This window comes from Prevotella sp. Rep29 (assembly GCF_019551475.1).
Classification (GTDB): domain Bacteria; phylum Bacteroidota; class Bacteroidia; order Bacteroidales; family Bacteroidaceae; genus Prevotella.
Window position 1 is genome coordinate 1,511,546 of sequence record NZ_CP047159.1, and the last position, 16,391, is coordinate 1,527,936.

General features: G+C 45.5%; 14 protein-coding genes and 3 tRNA genes. 11 read left to right on the forward strand and 6 right to left on the reverse strand.

The annotated features are described in order from the left end of the window. Positions 1–83: 83 nt before the first annotated feature. The gene (gene htpG, locus GRF55_RS06445) at positions 84–2,141 is read right to left on the reverse strand and encodes a molecular chaperone HtpG (RefSeq protein ID WP_220367638.1); all 2,058 of its coding nucleotides are present in this window, start codon (positions 2,139–2,141) and stop codon (positions 84–86) included. A gap of 364 nt (positions 2,142–2,505) precedes the next feature. Next, positions 2,506–4,224: a family 10 glycosylhydrolase gene (locus GRF55_RS06450; RefSeq protein WP_255563731.1), complete on the reverse strand. Its 1,719-nt coding sequence runs from the start codon at positions 4,222–4,224 to the stop codon at positions 2,506–2,508. 65 nt (positions 4,225–4,289) lie between these two features. On the opposite strand from GRF55_RS06450, the gene GRF55_RS06455 reads away from it, so the two are divergent. The 7 genes from GRF55_RS06455 to GRF55_RS06485 all read left to right on the forward strand — a co-directional run bounded on the left by GRF55_RS06455 (position 4,290) and on the right by GRF55_RS06485 (position 8,841). Further along, positions 4,290–5,771, forward strand: coding sequence for a carbon starvation protein A (locus GRF55_RS06455; RefSeq protein ID WP_220367639.1), 1,482 nt, complete (start codon positions 4,290–4,292; stop codon positions 5,769–5,771). A gap of 33 nt (positions 5,772–5,804) precedes the next feature. Beyond that, positions 5,805–6,302: a hypothetical protein gene (locus GRF55_RS06460; protein ID WP_220367640.1), complete on the forward strand. Its 498-nt coding sequence runs from the start codon at positions 5,805–5,807 to the stop codon at positions 6,300–6,302. After that, entirely contained in the window at positions 6,302–6,913 is a 612-nt protein-coding gene (recR, locus tag GRF55_RS06465; RefSeq protein ID WP_220367641.1) for a recombination mediator RecR, read from the forward strand. Before GRF55_RS06460 ends, recR begins: the two co-directional genes overlap by 1 nt. A gap of 2 nt (positions 6,914–6,915) precedes the next feature. Continuing rightward, complete coding sequence (locus GRF55_RS06470; protein ID WP_220367642.1) at positions 6,916–7,335, forward strand: hypothetical protein; 420 nt, start codon at positions 6,916–6,918, stop codon at positions 7,333–7,335. Then, positions 7,332–8,528, forward strand: coding sequence for a glycosyltransferase family 2 protein (locus GRF55_RS06475; RefSeq protein WP_220367643.1), 1,197 nt, complete (start codon positions 7,332–7,334; stop codon positions 8,526–8,528). The genes GRF55_RS06470 and GRF55_RS06475 overlap by 4 nt, the downstream gene beginning before the upstream one ends. Positions 8,529–8,663: 135 nt before the next feature. Continuing rightward, positions 8,664–8,741 (forward strand) — tRNA-Asp (locus GRF55_RS06480). 25 nt (positions 8,742–8,766) lie between these two features. Beyond that, positions 8,767–8,841: transfer RNA gene (locus GRF55_RS06485), tRNA-Asp, on the forward strand. A gap of 624 nt (positions 8,842–9,465) precedes the next feature. Here the strand turns inward: GRF55_RS06485 and GRF55_RS06490 are convergent. Next, positions 9,466–10,749 carry an anti-sigma factor gene (locus GRF55_RS06490; RefSeq protein ID WP_220367644.1) on the reverse strand — a complete coding sequence of 428 codons (1,284 nt, stop codon included), beginning with the start codon at positions 10,747–10,749 and terminating at the stop codon, positions 9,466–9,468. Between the two features lie 20 nt (positions 10,750–10,769). Then, positions 10,770–11,282, reverse strand: a complete 513-nt coding sequence (locus GRF55_RS06495) for an RNA polymerase sigma factor (protein ID WP_220367645.1) — start codon at positions 11,280–11,282, stop codon at positions 10,770–10,772. A gap of 246 nt (positions 11,283–11,528) precedes the next feature. Here GRF55_RS06495 and GRF55_RS06500 point away from each other — a divergent pair. Next, positions 11,529–11,592, forward strand: a tRNA-Ser gene (locus GRF55_RS06500). A gap of 41 nt (positions 11,593–11,633) precedes the next feature. Here GRF55_RS06500 and xpt read toward each other — a convergent pair. Then, the gene (xpt, locus tag GRF55_RS06505) at positions 11,634–12,206 is read right to left on the reverse strand and encodes a xanthine phosphoribosyltransferase (protein ID WP_220369646.1); all 573 of its coding nucleotides are present in this window, start codon (positions 12,204–12,206) and stop codon (positions 11,634–11,636) included. Between the two features lie 975 nt (positions 12,207–13,181). Next, positions 13,182–14,516 (reverse strand): ATP-binding protein, encoded by a 1,335-nt coding sequence (locus GRF55_RS06510; protein ID WP_220367646.1) that lies wholly within the window; start codon positions 14,514–14,516, stop codon positions 13,182–13,184. A 306-nt stretch (positions 14,517–14,822) separates the two neighbouring features. Between GRF55_RS06510 and GRF55_RS06515 the strand changes: the two genes are divergently transcribed. From GRF55_RS06515 to GRF55_RS06525, 3 genes are read left to right on the forward strand one after another with little or no spacing between them, the layout of a single operon-like run. Then, positions 14,823–15,308, forward strand: coding sequence for a hypothetical protein (locus GRF55_RS06515; protein WP_220367647.1), 486 nt, complete (start codon positions 14,823–14,825; stop codon positions 15,306–15,308). A 12-nt stretch (positions 15,309–15,320) separates the two neighbouring features. Next, positions 15,321–15,527: a helix-turn-helix transcriptional regulator gene (locus tag GRF55_RS06520; RefSeq protein ID WP_220367648.1), complete on the forward strand. Its 207-nt coding sequence runs from the start codon at positions 15,321–15,323 to the stop codon at positions 15,525–15,527. A 3-nt stretch (positions 15,528–15,530) separates the two neighbouring features. Beyond that, positions 15,531–16,373 (forward strand): carboxypeptidase-like regulatory domain-containing protein, encoded by an 843-nt coding sequence (locus tag GRF55_RS06525; protein WP_220367649.1) that lies wholly within the window; start codon positions 15,531–15,533, stop codon positions 16,371–16,373. Positions 16,374–16,391: the final 18 nt, after the last annotated feature.

Consider the following 16,391-nt stretch of genomic DNA (forward strand, 5'->3'; position numbering starts at 1 on the left):
TTGCCTCTCCCCTGGATATTCCAGAGGAAAGACAACAGTCTGCCGTTTTCCGTCAATCCTGACGGTAATTATCAGGACTGTCGTTATTGAATCAAATCTACCGAGCGTTTGAGGAAGGCATCGAGGGCAGCGCCTTTCAGCATACCGTTCTGCAGAAGTGCGAGGTCAATCAGCTGATGCACAACCTTGTTGTCCTTCGCATAGTCGGCAATCACCTGCTTCCTCTTGTCTTTCTGCTCATTCAGAGCCTTCTCCGTGTTCTGCAAATCGTCTTTCTCTTCCTGCGTGATTTCTTCGGGTTTCTTCTTTCCCTGCTCCTGGCGCAGGGCTGCCAGACGGGCTTCGAGTCCCTTCTCCTCACTTGTTATCGGTTTCAGCAGGTCGGCACATTTGGCTGTCTCGTCTTCCAAAACCTTCTTGATGAGTTCGTGGTCGCTGTTGAGCACCAGGTTGTAGGAGTCGGGCATCTGCGCGTAGAAGCTCATTCCGCTCTGGAAACGGCTCATGTCCTTCATGCGGCGCATGTATTCGCTCTGCGTGATGAGTACCGGCTGGGCTTCGCTGCCGAGACTTTGCACTTCCACATAGAACTCTGCTTTGTCCAGTTTCGGCATTTGTGAGCGGAATGCTTGTGACAGATTGTCACTCTCAGCCTCGTCGAGGGTCAATTTCTTTGCTTCTTCCTTGACTATCAGGCGGTCGATGATGTCGCCGTCAACGCGCGTGAAACGGCTCTTTTCGAACTTCTGCTCGAGCATGGAAACGACTGGCGTGTCGAGGTCGCCGTCGAGCAACAGCACACTATAACCTTTCTGTCGGGCTGCCTCGATGTAGGAATACTGCTCTTCCTTGTTGTTGGCATAGAGGTAGATGAGTTGTCCGTCTTTGTCGGTCTGATTGTCTTTGATGAGTGTTTTGTATTCATCGAAGGTGAAATACTTGCCGTCCACGTCTTTCATCAGTGCAAAATCCTTCGCGCGGTCGTAGAAATCTTCCTGTGAGAGCATGCCGTAGTTAATGAAAATCTTGAGGTTGTCCCACTTCTCTTCATACTCTTTGCGATTTTCCTTGAAGATACCATTCAGCCGGTCAGCCACCTTCTTGGTGATATAGGTCGAGATTTTTTTCACGTTGGCATCGCTCTGCAGGTAGGAACGGCTCACGTTCAGCGGGATGTCCGGCGAGTCGATGACACCATGCAGCAGGGTCAGGAATTCGGGCACGATTCCTTCCACCTGATCGGTCACAAACACCTGGTTGCAATAGAGCTGAATCTTATTGCGCTGAAGGTCAATATTCGACTGAATACGAGGGAAGTACAGAATACCGGTTAAATTAAAAGGATAATCCACATTTAAGTGAATCCAGAACAGCGGTTCGTCCATCTGCATCGGATAGAGCGTGCGATAGAAACTCTTGTAGTCCTCATCCTTCAGCGTGCTCGGACTCTTCGTCCACAGCGGCTCCACATTATTTATAATATTGTCCTCTTCCGTATCTACTTGTTTACCGTCTTTCCATTCGGTCTTCTTGCCGAACGCAACGGGAACAGCCATGAACTTGCAGTATTTGTTCAGCAATTCCTGAATCTTCTGCTTCTCGGTGAACTCCTTGCAGTCGTCGTCAATATGCAGAATGATGTCCGTTCCGCGGTCGTCCTTCTTCGTTTCCTCGATTTTGAACTCCGGACTGCCGTCGCAACTCCATTTCACTGGCACGGCATCCTCGCGGTAGCTGCGGGTGATGATTTCCACTTTCTTGCTCACCATGAAGGCTGAGTAGAATCCCAGTCCGAAATGTCCGATGATGGCGTTGGCGTTGTCCTTGTATTTTTCAAGGAAATCGCTCACTCCCGAGAAGGCTATCTGGTTGATATACTTGTCGATTTCCTCTTCCGTCATGCCGATACCGCGGTCGCTGAAGGTCAGCGTTTTCTTCTTCTCGTTCAGCGTCACGCGCACGGTCAGGTCGCCCAGTTCGCCTTTGAAGTCGCCCTTCTCAGCCAGCGTTTTCATCTTTTGCGTGGCATCGACGGCGTTTGAAATCATCTCACGGAGAAAAATCTCATGGTCGGAATACAAAAACTTTTTGATGACGGGGAAGATGTTCTCTGTCGTAACCCCGATATTACCTTTTTTCATATCAATATGTTTTGTTTTAATTAGTCGTCTGCCTCTTACTCAGCAAATAGCGTGCCAAACGTCATTGAGCGGCAGATGTGTCACTGTATATATATACACATTTTGGGGTAGTTCAACTTTCATTTTCCAAAAGTTGGACTTTCGCACGCTAAAAGTGGCACTTTCGCGTCCTAAAAGTTCCCCTTTTGCGACCTAAAAGTGGCACTTTTGGAAGGCACTTTCTAAACAACTGACTTACAAATGGTTACAAAAGTGATTGCGTTTGCATACGAATGCATAAATATCCATGCAAATTGGTCAACTTTTTTTGCATGTCCTAAAACATTTCCTCTTAAAAAGAACTTTCCACCAGCCCCGCTTTCTCTCATCTTTCTCCATGGAGACGGCGCAACTTCTCGCCCTTTCTAACAAAATAACCCAGTCGGTGTGAGACGCCTTTGCGGTTGACCGAGCGCAGCACATAGATGCCTTCGGGCAGCGTACTGATATCGATGGTCTCCAGACGGGTGGCGCGTGTGCTGACGATTCTGCCCGTAAGGTCCTCAACAACCAGATACTTGATGTCCAGAATGTTCTTGATTGGCGGCAGTTGGAGCGTATTGCCGTCGGTCGGAAGGAACGCGTTCAGCGATTGCGAAGACTGCTCGTCCGCACCCGGAGAGCATCCATAGAACGCCGGAGCACTCTCCGTTCCGAAGCGGTTCATGGCTGTCACGGCAAAATAGCGTCCGCCCTTCAAACCTGCCTTCGCCACCGACAGGCGGTTGTTCTGCAAACGGGTGGCTATCAGGTTGCGCGCGTCGGTGATATCTACCGGACAGGTCATGCTGGCATAGACATTGTAGAGCAAATCCCTGCCGCGCGACTCCCATGTGAGCACGGTCGTCCCGCCGCTTTCAGACACCTCTATGCGACGAGGGGCAGCAGGCACCGACTGCCGTTCCCACGTCATGGGCGGGATTAGTGCCGGCGTTGCGTCAAACTGTTGTGCAGCAAAATCATAAACGCCCTTTGTGTTGTCCGTAAAGAAACGGCTGCGGAAATAGGCATGACCGAGTCCCACCTGCCGTGCAACGTGCATCTGGCGGCTGATGTCGGAAAGCACCCACTTCCCTTCCGAGGGCGAAAGAAAATAGATGCCCAGCCCCGAGACGACCGTCCTGCCGTGCGCATTCTCAGCCCAGTCGATGGCAAAAGGAAAGAAGTTGTTGTCCTTGAAATACATCATCGGATAGAGCTGGTCCATGAGTCCGTCGCGGAGCCATCCCTGAGCATCCTGGCAGACGCGCGAATAAGCATTCCATCCACGGCTGGAATAACGGGAGAGGTCGTCGGACTTGCCGATGGGCGAACAGCTCAGTTTCACCCATGGCTTCAGCGCCTTCACCCGCTCGTGAACGGTGCGGACGATGCGGGTGATGTGTTCACGCCCCGTGTTTCTGTTCACCGTGATTTTCCACGTCTCCGGATAACGGATATAGTCGAGATGCACACCGTCGATGTCATAGTTGCGCGTCACCTCCTCACACATATCAGCGATATAGCGGGCAGTCTGTTCCTTCTCCGGGTCCATAAATCCCTCGTCGCCTATCTTCCGAATCGGCAGCGACCCACTGCGCAGGTTCCTGCAGCCGGCACCGTTCCACTTGCCTATCGGAATGCAGACCATCCACGCATGAATCTCCATTCCCCGACGATGGCACTCCTCCACGGCAAACTGCAACGGGTCGTAACCCGGCGACCTGCCCGCATGACCTGTCAAACAGGCATCGAAAGGCTCGTAAGCAGAAGGGTAAATCGTCGTTGCACGAATACGTGCCTGAAACAACACCGTGTTGACATTCGCGCGCTTCAACTGGTCGAGAATCTCACAGAGCTGGCGCTTCTGTTGCTCAGCACTCAAGGAACGGGGCCAGTCCAACCCGCCGATAGTCGTCAGCCAGACGGCACGCACCTCATACTTCGGACTCACCATCTTGAGATTCTGCGAAAAGACACTAACCGCAACCGCTAATAATATATATAATGTGTAGAAACGCTTCATAACAATGATTTTGCTGCAAAGGTAAGTAAATAAATTCATTTATTTCTTATCCTATCAATTATTTTGATTAACTTTGCATCGAATTAAGCACAAGAAAAGAAAATATGATTACATTCAGTATCAGCCTTGTCCTACTTGTATTGGGCTACTTCATTTACGGGAAATTCGTTGAAAAGGTTTTCGGACCTGACGACCGCCCCACTCCTGCCATCACAAAGGCAGACGGAGTTGATTTTATCATCCTGCCGAACTGGCGCATCTTCATGATTCAGTTTCTGAATATCGCTGGAACGGGACCCATCTTCGGTGCTATCATGGGTGCGAAGTTCGGACCTGTGGCGTATATATGGATTGTGCTCGGCTGTATTTTCGCCGGTGCCGTGCACGACTATCTGAGCGGCATGCTCTCCCTCCGGCACGACGGGGCCAACCTGCCGAACATGATTGGCACCTATCTGGGAAACGCCACGAAGCAAGTGATGCTCATCTTCTCCATCCTGCTGCTGCTGATGGTGGGCGCCGTCTTCGTGTATAGCCCTGCGGAGATTCTGACAGGCATCTGGGAACCGGAAGCCATCAGCAACTGGCTGGGCAAGAACACCTTCTGGATTGTCATCATCTTTATCTATTACATCATCGCCACGATGCTGCCTATCGACAAGATTATCGGCAAGATATATCCGCTGTTTGCCTTCTCACTGATATTCATGGCGGTGGCATTGATGGTCATGCTCTATATCAAGATGCCGAATCTGCCCGAGATATGGGACGGTATCGATAATATGGGAGCAGAGAAACTGGGACTGGCAGACCCGATATTCCCCTGTTTGTTTATCACAATTGCCTGTGGAGCCATCAGCGGTTTCCATGCCACTCAAAGCCCACTGATGGCACGCTGCATCAAGAACGAACGCCACGCCCGTCCGATTTTCTACGGCGCGATGATTACAGAAGGCTTGGTTGCGCTCATCTGGGCAACCGTCTCCATGTATTTCTTCTATAACAATCCGACGCCGGGCTACGAAACACTGGCTGTAGCGACAGGTGCCAACACCTCTGCCCCATCCGTCGTGAACATCATCTGCAACGACTGGCTTGGCGTGGTGGGCGGCATTCTCGCCCTACTGGGTGTTGTGGCTGCCCCTATCACAAGCGGCGACACCGCCCTGCGCAGCGCCCGACTGATTATTGCTGACTTCCTGAAGCTGAAACAGCATTCCATACGCAACCGACTCTATATCTGCATCCCCATGTTTGCCTGCACCATCGCACTGCTTATATGGCAGATGAACAACCCTAACGGATTCAGTATGATATGGAACTGGTTCGGTTGGTCCAACCAGACACTCTCCGTCTTCACCCTGTGGATGCTGACCGTGTATCTGGCACGAACGAACAAGCCCTACATCATCACACTGATTCCCGCCTTGTTCATGACAACGACCTGCGCCACATTCCTCTTCACAAGCAGACAGACGCTGAACATGGGATATGGACCGACAGCCATCATCGCCGGAGCAAGTATTGTCGTTGCACTGTGCTGGTTCTTCTGGTGGAATACCAAAAAGAAAACGCCGTTACAATAAAACAAAACACTATTATAAAAAAAGAAAGAAATCATGAAAAAGAAAATGTTATTGATGGCAGCCGCATTGCTGCTGACTGTTTCCGCAAGTGCACAATTCCATGAGGGAAAAGGTTACATCGGTGCATCGCTCACGGGTCTGAACTTAAACTACAACGGCAACGACGGCTTCAACTTCGGGCTTGAAGCCAAGGGAGGTTATCTCCTTGCTGACAACCTGATGGCACTGGGTATGTTCTCGTATAATCATAATGGGAACGATGCCGTTGCCGACCACTTCACGCTGGGTGTCGGCGGACGCTATTACATCATCCAGAACGGACTCTATCTCGGAGTCAACGCCAAATGGATTCACGCCAACCACAACTATAACGACATCATGCCGGGCGTAGAGGTAGGATATGCCTTCTTCATCAACCGTTCGGTGACGATTGAACCTGCCGTCTATTACGACCAGTCGTTCCGTAAGCACAGCGACTATTCGACCATCGGATTGAAAGTCGGCATTGGTATCTATCTGTTTGACGACTGATGGAACAACAATATCCTTCCCTCCTGCTGGAAAGGGCTGTGGGAGAGTTCTCCAAACTGCCGGGAATAGGACGCAAGACTGCCTTGCGTCTTGTTCTCCATTTGTTGCGACAACCTGCAGAGGAAGTTGAGAAATTCGCCCATGCCATTGCTGAAGTCCGAAACGAAATCAAGTATTGCAAGGTATGCCACAACATCAGCGACACAGACGTCTGCCAGATTTGTTCAGACAAGCGACGCGACAAGCAAACCATCTGCGTGGTGGAAAACATACAGGATGTCATGGCTATTGAAAACACACAGCAATACAACGGGCTATACCACGTCTTGGGAGGAATCATCTCTCCCATGGACGGCATAGGACCGAACGATATTGAAATCAACTCGCTGGTAGAACGCGTGGAACAAGACGATATCAAAGAAGTGATTATGGCACTCAGCAGTACGATGGAAGGCGACACAACCAATTTCTTCATCTCACGCAAACTGGCTGCATACCCCGTGAAAATAAGTGTCATCGCAAGAGGCATTTCCGTCGGAGACGAATTGGAATATACCGACGAAGTGACGTTGGGACGCGCCATCCTCAACCGGACAAAACCGGAACAATGACCATGAAACGGACGCAAAGCATATTGACAATAGAGATTGCGGCATTTGTCGTGGCAGCACTTATCGTCGTCGTTCTGTTCGAAAGCAACACCCTTCTCGAAGGAAGCCTTGCTGACTCCAAGACAAATGAGTTTCTCGTTGTCACCGCCATGGAACTTCTCACGCTCTGCGCCGTTCCACTGGCTTTGCGGCTGTTCAAATTCAAATCGGTGGAACGCTCACTGAAAGAAAACGGACAACAAGCCCTCCTGAAATGGGGCACCATCCGCATCATGCTGATAGTAGTCCCCATGCTACTGAACGTCATCCTCTTCTATCTGTTTGGAAACGTAGCGTTTGGGTATATGGCAATCATCCTTTTTTTATGCCTCTTTTTCATTTATCCTACAAAAAGCCGGTGCGAAGCCGAGACTGAACCTTGAAACTATCCGTCATCATAGTCAACTACAACGTCAAGCACTATCTCTATCAATGTCTTGACAGCTTGGGGAGAGCATTGAAAGGAATCGATGCCGAAATATTTGTCGTTGACAACCATTCGCGCGACGGAAGCATCGAATATCTGACTGTCCACTTTCCCGAAGTCAACTATATCGAACTGAGCCATAACCTTGGCTTTGCCAGAGCCAATAACATCGCCATCGAAAGAAGCAAAGGAGAATATGTCTTGTTGCTCAACCCTGACACAATCGTATGTGAGGAGACCATCAAAAACGTGCTGACATTCATGGATGAGCACCCGGAAAGCGGTGCCGCGGGAGTAAAGATGCTCAACAGCTTCGGAGAAAAGGCAATGGAGTCGCGGCGAGGCATCCCCACACCCATGACTGCCTTCTACAAGATGTGCGGACTCTGCAAACGTTTTCCGCAGAGCAAGCGCTTCGCACACTACTACATGAGCTATCTGCCATGGGACAAACCCGCAGAAATAGAAGTCGTGAGTGGCGCTTTCTGCATGCTCCGCAGAGAAGCGCTGAACAAAATCGGGCATTTGGATGAGAACTTCTTCATGTACGGAGAAGACATCGACCTTTCATTCCGCCTACTGAACGGAGGATGGAAAAACTGGTACATCCCCCAACAAATCCTCCACTACAAAGGAGAAAGCACCGCAAAATCGTCATTCCGCTATGTGCACGTGTTTTATAAAGCGATGTTGACGTTCTTCAACAAGCATTACAGCCACCTACGGCTATGGTTCACCGTCCCCGTTAAAACCGCCATCTACTTCAAGGCATTCGGAGAGTTAGTCAAAATGAAGATACGGCAAGCGGGAAAGTCATTGGGTATCTTCACGCCACGTAGCCGACAACATCCGGCTTATGTGGTCATTGGCACTGAAACGACCTGCGAAGCATGCAAAGCCCTATTCAATAGAAAAGGAATCAGCGCTGAACTGATTGTCGGCAATAAGGAGACGCTTCCGGACGGACACCTCAGCCCATCCATTGAATTGCCAGAAAGCAATATGGCATATATTGTTTACGATACATCGGCATACGACTATCAAACCATCCTTCAGCTTTTCGCCCAGAAACCATCCGAGAAAATCAGAATAGCAACCTATCACCCAAGCCAACAGATGATTGTCACAGAACAAGAAATTCTTGGATAATACGACAGGGGGCGAAATAAAATATTCCCGTCAGATACCTAAAAAACAAAATATTTGAAGTGTTGCCGCAAAAAAACAAGTTGATATTTTGTTATTCCAAAAATTATATCTATCTTTGCATCCGCAAATAACAAAGGTGCGTTAGTTCAGCCTGGTTAGAATGCCTGCCTGTCACGCAGGAGGTCACGGGTTCGAGTCCCGTACGCACCGCCAGTTTTTAGATTAAAAGTTTTTCTCAGGTGCGTTAGTTCAGCCTGGTTAGAATGCCTGCCTGTCACGCAGGAGGTCACGGGTTCGAGTCCCGTACGCACCGCAAACAGAGCTTCTTTTCAAGAGGCTCTGTTTTTTATGACATCTTTAGAACTCTTGATTCATTGTTCTTAAGCGAATTCTATGAAAAAGACAACACAAAACCAATCCTGTATAAACATACAGAAAATGGAGTATAAATATGCAGTTGAGCTTTTGGAAAATACTACTTAACGTTTTGATATTCAAAAGCTTACAGAATATCCCGCAACAGCTCCGACCTTGCATAAATATACAAAAGCAGCAAGTTGTTAAACGAGTGGAATGACATTAACGGAATGAGAGACATCTCAGGGTTCCCATTATCCTTATATCGAACTCACGCTTCTTAATCACGCTGTAGAGGTGTGCAGAATAGCCGAAACTGCCATTACAACTATTTTAAGTTTTCTCTTACCTTTTGCTGAAATTGAGAGAATCGAAGTGAGTTCGCTGCTTTTATAATTACCTCGACATCAGACAAATAGAAAATTATGCTATCGCGGATACAGGACGGGGATGGAATAAATCGTCCCCCGGCTAACGGTTGTTCACACATAATAAACCCGAAGGGGTGATCTGCTGTTGCTTTTACCACCCCTTCGAAATTTTTGTCCCTATAACGTTGCAAGTGTGCAATAATTATGTATCAGAGACCGCCGTCAACAATCCAAATACGCTTTTCGTTATCATTCCTAATTGCAATATGTTTCTGCTCTTGTTTCCCATCGGAATAAGTTAAGGTATAGAATACGTACGTTCCAACATATTCGCTGTCGCGACGTTCTTGGAAGCCTGAGGCTTTACAACCTTTCATATTTTCAGACAACGCAGGAAGAATATTCTTATAATAGACCAGTGCTTCACTGGCTTGATTATTGTCGCCACTAATGATGGCTTGAAGGATACGCTCTGCAGCTTGTGCGGCAGTCTCCTTTTGCAGTTCTGCAAATCGGTCATCTGCCGTATCCGATGTTACTTTTGTCACATCCGTCCATTGAGCTTCTGGAATATTTGTAAAACTGGAGAGACTTATCATAACATTGTATTGGATATTGTCTATATAAAATAAAAGGGTCTTTTGACCTCTATTGACAACCCATAGCTTGACAAAGCGTAACAGCCCGTCATTTTTGGTAAACACATTCTCTACTATCACTTCGCAATCACCCATTTTTCCAATCTCAAGCAGTTGCTGAAGGTCTTGATTCTTCTCTGTTCCTTTGAAAGTGAGGATGACGGTTGTATCGGTCTCAGTACGTATCACTTCGTTTTTATCAGAAAAATCGATGGCAGACTTCTGCATAGTCAACAAACGCTCCGGATATAACAGACAGACAAAATATTCCAGGAAGTTGATTGTGCGAGGTCCTTTCAGGTAAAGGGCGTTGGGAATCCACATATATTGAGTATCACCGTCAAATACGATAGTCCGTCCTTTCTGCTTCTCTATTCGATAACACACATTGTCATTTTGCCGCAGTAGTCTGATGTCTATTCTCACGAAGTTAGCTTTAGGGTCGAAATAGGCAAAATTTTCATTAGGTGTGGTACGGGCGTAAACAGTCATTTGGAAACTACCAACGTTTTGTACACTTCGAATGCCGTGTTCAAAGAGCTGACCACGTGAAGTACCAGCCACAACAGGCGTGGAGAAGAGGTGGTTCCATCCGACAAAGAATCCAAGCAAGAATACTGCAGCGGCAGCGATGAAATGCCAGAGATGACGACGACTCGCAACGGGCTTGTTGGCAGATTGTTTGGAAGGAGTTTCTTGTGGCTGCAATGCTTTGAAGGCATCTGCCAATTCTTCATAGTAGGCTTTGCACTCGTGACATTCAGTCATGTGTACTTTGCATTCGGTCTGCAACTGCATATCAATGGTGATGTCAAAAAGACCGACCACCTTATCTTTAAATTCCTTACAATTCATAATTAATGTTCTGTTTAATGTTAATAATTTGTTTGTTTCATTGCCCGACGGATTTTCTCCAAGCCGTACAGAAAACGGGATTTCACCGTGGGCAGAGGAAGAGAAAGAATCTCAGCCACATCAGCAAAGCTGTTGTCGCCATAGATTCGAAGCCGTATGACTTCGGCCTGATCTTCAGGAATTTCCATAAGTAATTGGGCAATTCGTTGGTAATCTGCTTCGCTGCTTTCCGTAGAAGAGATTGCCATATCAAGTCGAGTATCCAAAGGAATTGTCTTATACTTTTCCGACATGGTAAGCCGGGAAGTGCAAATGTTTGATAGCGTGCGAAAGAGGTAGTTTCGCAAATCTTTTACTTTGCTACTTTTCTCGTGAGAAAGTTTTTCGCAGACTTTCAGGTAGGCATCTTGCAGCGCGTCTTTTGCATCATTTGCGTCACCAAGTCGGTAACAGGCATACCTCATCAAGTGAGATTGATCCCGTCGCAATTGTTCCGTAAGCTCTTTCATTATAATGTTGTTTTCTTGACTCATTGTCTTTATGTGTTTGGGATGCATCTATCATAAAGACTCGAAAAGTTCGAAAAAGATTTAACCCATATAGCACTTTTTTCAAAAAAACATCGACCTCGCTCTTTTACGTGGTCAATCCCTACTTTTGCATAAGAATAATACAGCTTTATATCGCTCTATGTCTAGCAGATGACATTAAGTTCAGTGATACGGTTAATCCTGTAACTGGAACGAAAGCATATCCAAGAAACACTTTCCGTTCAAATTGATGCGCAATTGAAGAGCCTGCCTGTCACGCAGGAGGTCACGGGTTCGACTCCCGTACGCACCGCCGAAGAGAGTCTCCCCTCACAGGAGACTTTTTTGTATTACTTAAGCAAATACGATGGTGTCATCATCGTTGATATGGTCAACAGTTACAAGAGCATGGAAGTCGATGTTATGTTCACGGAGAAACTGACCTCCACAACCAAAACCTTTCTCTATGAGGAAGCCCATACCCACAATCTGAGCACCAGATTGGCGGCATAAATCTATCATGCAACCGGAAGCATGCCCATCAGCCAGAAAGTCATCGAGGAAAAGAATCCTATCCTTGTCAGTCAGAAACTTTCGGTCAATGCACACAGGAATATCTTCATCCCTTGTGAACGACCACACCAACGAGTTCCAATATTCATCAACGGTCTTAGGGCGCTTTTTCTTTATAAACACTACCGGCAAGTGCATAAGATAGCCCGTCATGATTGCAGGTGCAATACCCGAAGCCTCAATCGTGACAATTTTGTTGATTCCCTGTCCCTCGAACAGACGAGCAAACTCCTCTGCACAATGCATCATAAACTCTGCATCAATCTGATGATTGAGAAAACTACTAACCATTAAGATACCACCTTCAGCTTTTGCACATCCCTCTGTCAAAATCTTTTTTCTGAGTTCTTCCATCATAAACATTCTTACATTTGCTTTACAAATATACAAATATTCCAGAGAATGTGACCTACAAATCAAATAAAACTAGCAGAAGGAGCGTGTCTTTGTGAAGTTTACTCTATAATCGCATGTGAGCATAAGTAAAGGGACTCGCCCAAACGGACAAGTCCCTTTATCTATGTCAGAGTTAATTTACTTCAATTTGCTCTTCGACGGCTGCCTGCGCGGCTGCTAACGAATACTGATTATCAATGACTTACGAAAGGACTGGTCAACATTCCGAATGCAAATCATACACGTTCTGCACGTTTCTGACCCGTATTCTTCTGCAAAAATTATCACTTACGTAATTAATTTTGTCTTCATCTAATCCAATCTTAATCTTTAGAGTTACTTTTCTATTTGGTCAACAATCTGGTCAACATTTTGCCAGACCATTTTCACTGTAGTTGCATCACATACTCTGGAAGGGAAATAATCCCTAAGGCACATTCTGCAAACTTTGTTTGCAAAGTTAGTGATTTATTCTGACTTTACGTTCATTCTGCACGTTTTTCTTGCAGAATGTGTTTGATTTTTAACATATATAGACGAACTGACATATCATCTTGCCATTATTGGTTTCAATTAAAAGAAAAACGGATGGATTCTTGCGTTGTAAGTTTAGGTTTAAGTTTAGATGTTCTTATATAATAAGGTATAATAAACCCTAACCATAGTGATTGAGTTTAGTATTTTCAGTTTATAGGTTCATGTATATATACATGGGTAAACGTAAACGTAAACCTAAACTTGTCCGGCATGAGCTTCCTGGATCTGTATTTCTCTTTTTACTGAGGAAGTACAAATCACCAATGATTCCTCCTTTCTTGTAAATTCGGCAACAAATAGGATTCATTGCCGAATTTATACAACCGTTTTACCCTTTTACCGCCCCTCGAATTGATTACGTCCTGTATTGATTTTGCTAATTGATACTTTGCCAGTTTAGATAAACGGCACCATGTATGGTGGAATTAAAAATGTCTCGCTGTCTTTAGCGTAATCTTTGGTGTATATCAGGTAACGCCACAGTATTCGGGAGGAGTGGATGCGGCAAAACTCATCCAGTGAGGCATGAGACTTATAGTTTGAAGATTTTACTTCCACTGGACATATCTTGGCTCCTCTTGATAATAAGAAATCAATCTCATAGTAATGCTTTTCATCTCGGGGCCAAGTATGATAATAGAGTTCATTTCCAGATGCAACCAGCATTTGAGCCACTAAATTTTCGTATACATATCCGAGGTTTGCTGGCAACTTATCTGATAAAAGTTTCTCGTAAATAATATTCTCTGTGAATTTTTTATCCCAGAAAGCAAGTGTTATAAACAGACCTGTATCGCATACGAACATCTTAAACTGGTCTATGTTCTTAGTCAGCCCCATACCCACTTGAGGATCGTCAACATGATAACACATGTTTACCGTCTTACTGTCTTCGAGATCTTTCAGTAATTCGGTCATTTTATCATCATCCACCTTTCCTACAGCTGAATATGGTACATATCGGATTGCGTTCCGGCTCAATTGACCAGGTATGGAACGGAACATGACAGATGCTCTTCCTGACGGGTCAATCTTCAGGAAATCATCTTCATACAGTTTTAATATCCGACGTTTGGCAATGTCAACCTTGCTGAAATTATTTGTATCAAGATAGGCATTGACAGCCTGAGGCATCCCACCGACAAGCATATACAGACGCAAATTACGTGCCATTTCCCGATGAGCAGGGCCAAGTGGATGTTTCTGTTCCCAAAACTTCTGTAAAAGCGGCATTGTCGCTACATCACCCAAAGCCCAACGGAATTCTTCAAAATCCATCGGGTTCATCTGTATTCTGTCCTCCTCACTGGGAATCGTTATACCCTCAGTATTCTTTTTAATGCTAATCAGTGACCCAGTTTCAATATAGTCATACCTACCATCATCAACAAGATACTTGATAGCCTGACGAGCCATGGGACATTTTTGTACCTCGTCAAAGATGATGACAGACTTCCTCTTCACAAGTGTCACATGGTAGGTTGTCTGAAGATATAGGAACAAGTAGTCCAAGTCCATCAAGTCATTGAACAAGTCCTTAATTGCCTTGGAAGCCTTATTGAAATCTATGAGCAGATATGACTCATATTCGTTTTTGGCGAAAGTCTCTACTATCGTAGATTTACCAACACGTCTGGCCCCTTCTACTAACAGCGCACTCTTGCCATCTGATTCCTGTTTCCAGTTCAGAAGCTCTGCATATATTTTTCTTTTAAATAATCTCTCTGCCATAAATGGTGGTTTTAAGTGCTGCAAAGATAATAAATAATTCCAATCCCCACAAATTTATTTCGGTAATTTTACCCAATCCCCACGAATTTTATTATGCGTTACTATCCAAATCCCATAAATCTGCTATTTTTGAATGACAACTTTGTGGCGCGACTCTGTATCACCTGACTGATTTTCTTGATAGATTATTTCTGTAAAAATATACGATTTCAGTTAAATAATAGTTAATTATCATATATTATTTATTGTTTTTCGACAAATATCACTATCTTTGCAGCCAGAATAACAATTAAATTGATTTACGCTATGAATGAGAAATTGGCTATGACGCTGAGATGGCTCAGTTATGTGGCATTGTTCTTTTGTGCCGCATGGTTTGTATTCCTGTGTTATCAGAGTTATCATCAGGTCTTTGATACTACAGGCAGCCATATCCATTGGGAAGCAAAACAAAATCAAGTCCTGTTTGTTTCCACTGTATTCCTATTATATATAGCACTGACGTTAGCTGTCATAGGTCTATGTGTGGCTTTCTTTATCAATCTCATCAAAGGAATCCAGCATGAAGAATTGTTCCCTAAAAAGAACATTAGGCTTATCTTTATTGCTGTTCTATTGTTATTTCTTCAAACAGTAGCATCAGACAATCTTAATCAAGCATTCATTTCTAAAGGCCCTGCAGTAATAGCACTTACTTCAAATCCATTTGTGCAGTCTCTTATTCTACTCGTTTTTGGCATATTGTACAAGATGGGCTGTCAAGTTGCAGCAGAACACGATTTAACTGTATAGGGAGGGCAGCAGATGATAGTCGTAAACTTAGACGTGATGATGGCCAAAAGAAAAATCTCGCTTAATGAATTATCTGAGCGGGTTGGCATCACTATCACAAACCTTTCGAAACTTAAAACGGGTAAGGCTAAGGCTATACGTTTTACAACACTTGAAGCCATTTGCAAGGCATTGGATTGTACACCGGCAGATATATTGGACTATAGCAGCGAAGAATAAAAGATGAAAAAGACCATTTTTTTTGCGATGCTAATTGCAATTATGACAATAGCATCGCCAGTATCGGCACAAACCATTGTCAAGGGACATGTGGTTAATGAACAAGGTGAAACGGTTGAATACGTTAGTATCGGTTTCGAGGAAGGTGATAGTGAGGACCAATCGTCCAACGTTGGCACTATATCGGATGCTAAAGGCAACTTTGAGTTAGAGATACCTGCCAATCGCAAGAACGACTTGGTGTTTACCCACGTGTCATTCCAAAAGGCCATTGTTCCCTACGAAACATATGCCAACGGACAGCAACTGACAGTCACGATGAAGGACAAAATGGTCGAGCTGGCCGAAGTCGTTGTAGGCAAGAAAAACAAGCCACAGAAAATTGCAGGTAAAGCTATCAGTGGGCCGGTGGCATCATTCCGTGGAAAGGGCAAGGTTGATGGCACAGAATGGGGGCCTGTGTTCAAAAGCAAGAAGGATTACGTCATCAGCGACATCCTGCTGACCATTAAAGGCATCTCATACCAATGGTGCGTGCTTAGTTTCAATATCTACGAGATACAGGGCAACAAGTTTGTGAACATCCTCAATAAGCCAATCTACCACAGGATCGAGAAAAGAAACGGCAAGCAGCGACTCGACATCCAACCAGAAGAAACCATCGTGCTGAGAGGAAAAAGGAAATACTACATTAGCGTAATGGTAGTTGACAGCGATCGCTATGGTATTCTTGATATGCAGTCACAATTCAAAACCAGTTATGCTCGTAGTATCACCAAAGGTAAGAAGCGAAAACTGCCCATCGGGCCAGCAATTCAGGTGAAAGGGTATGAAATTGAACAATAACTCGGTACAATTATAAAG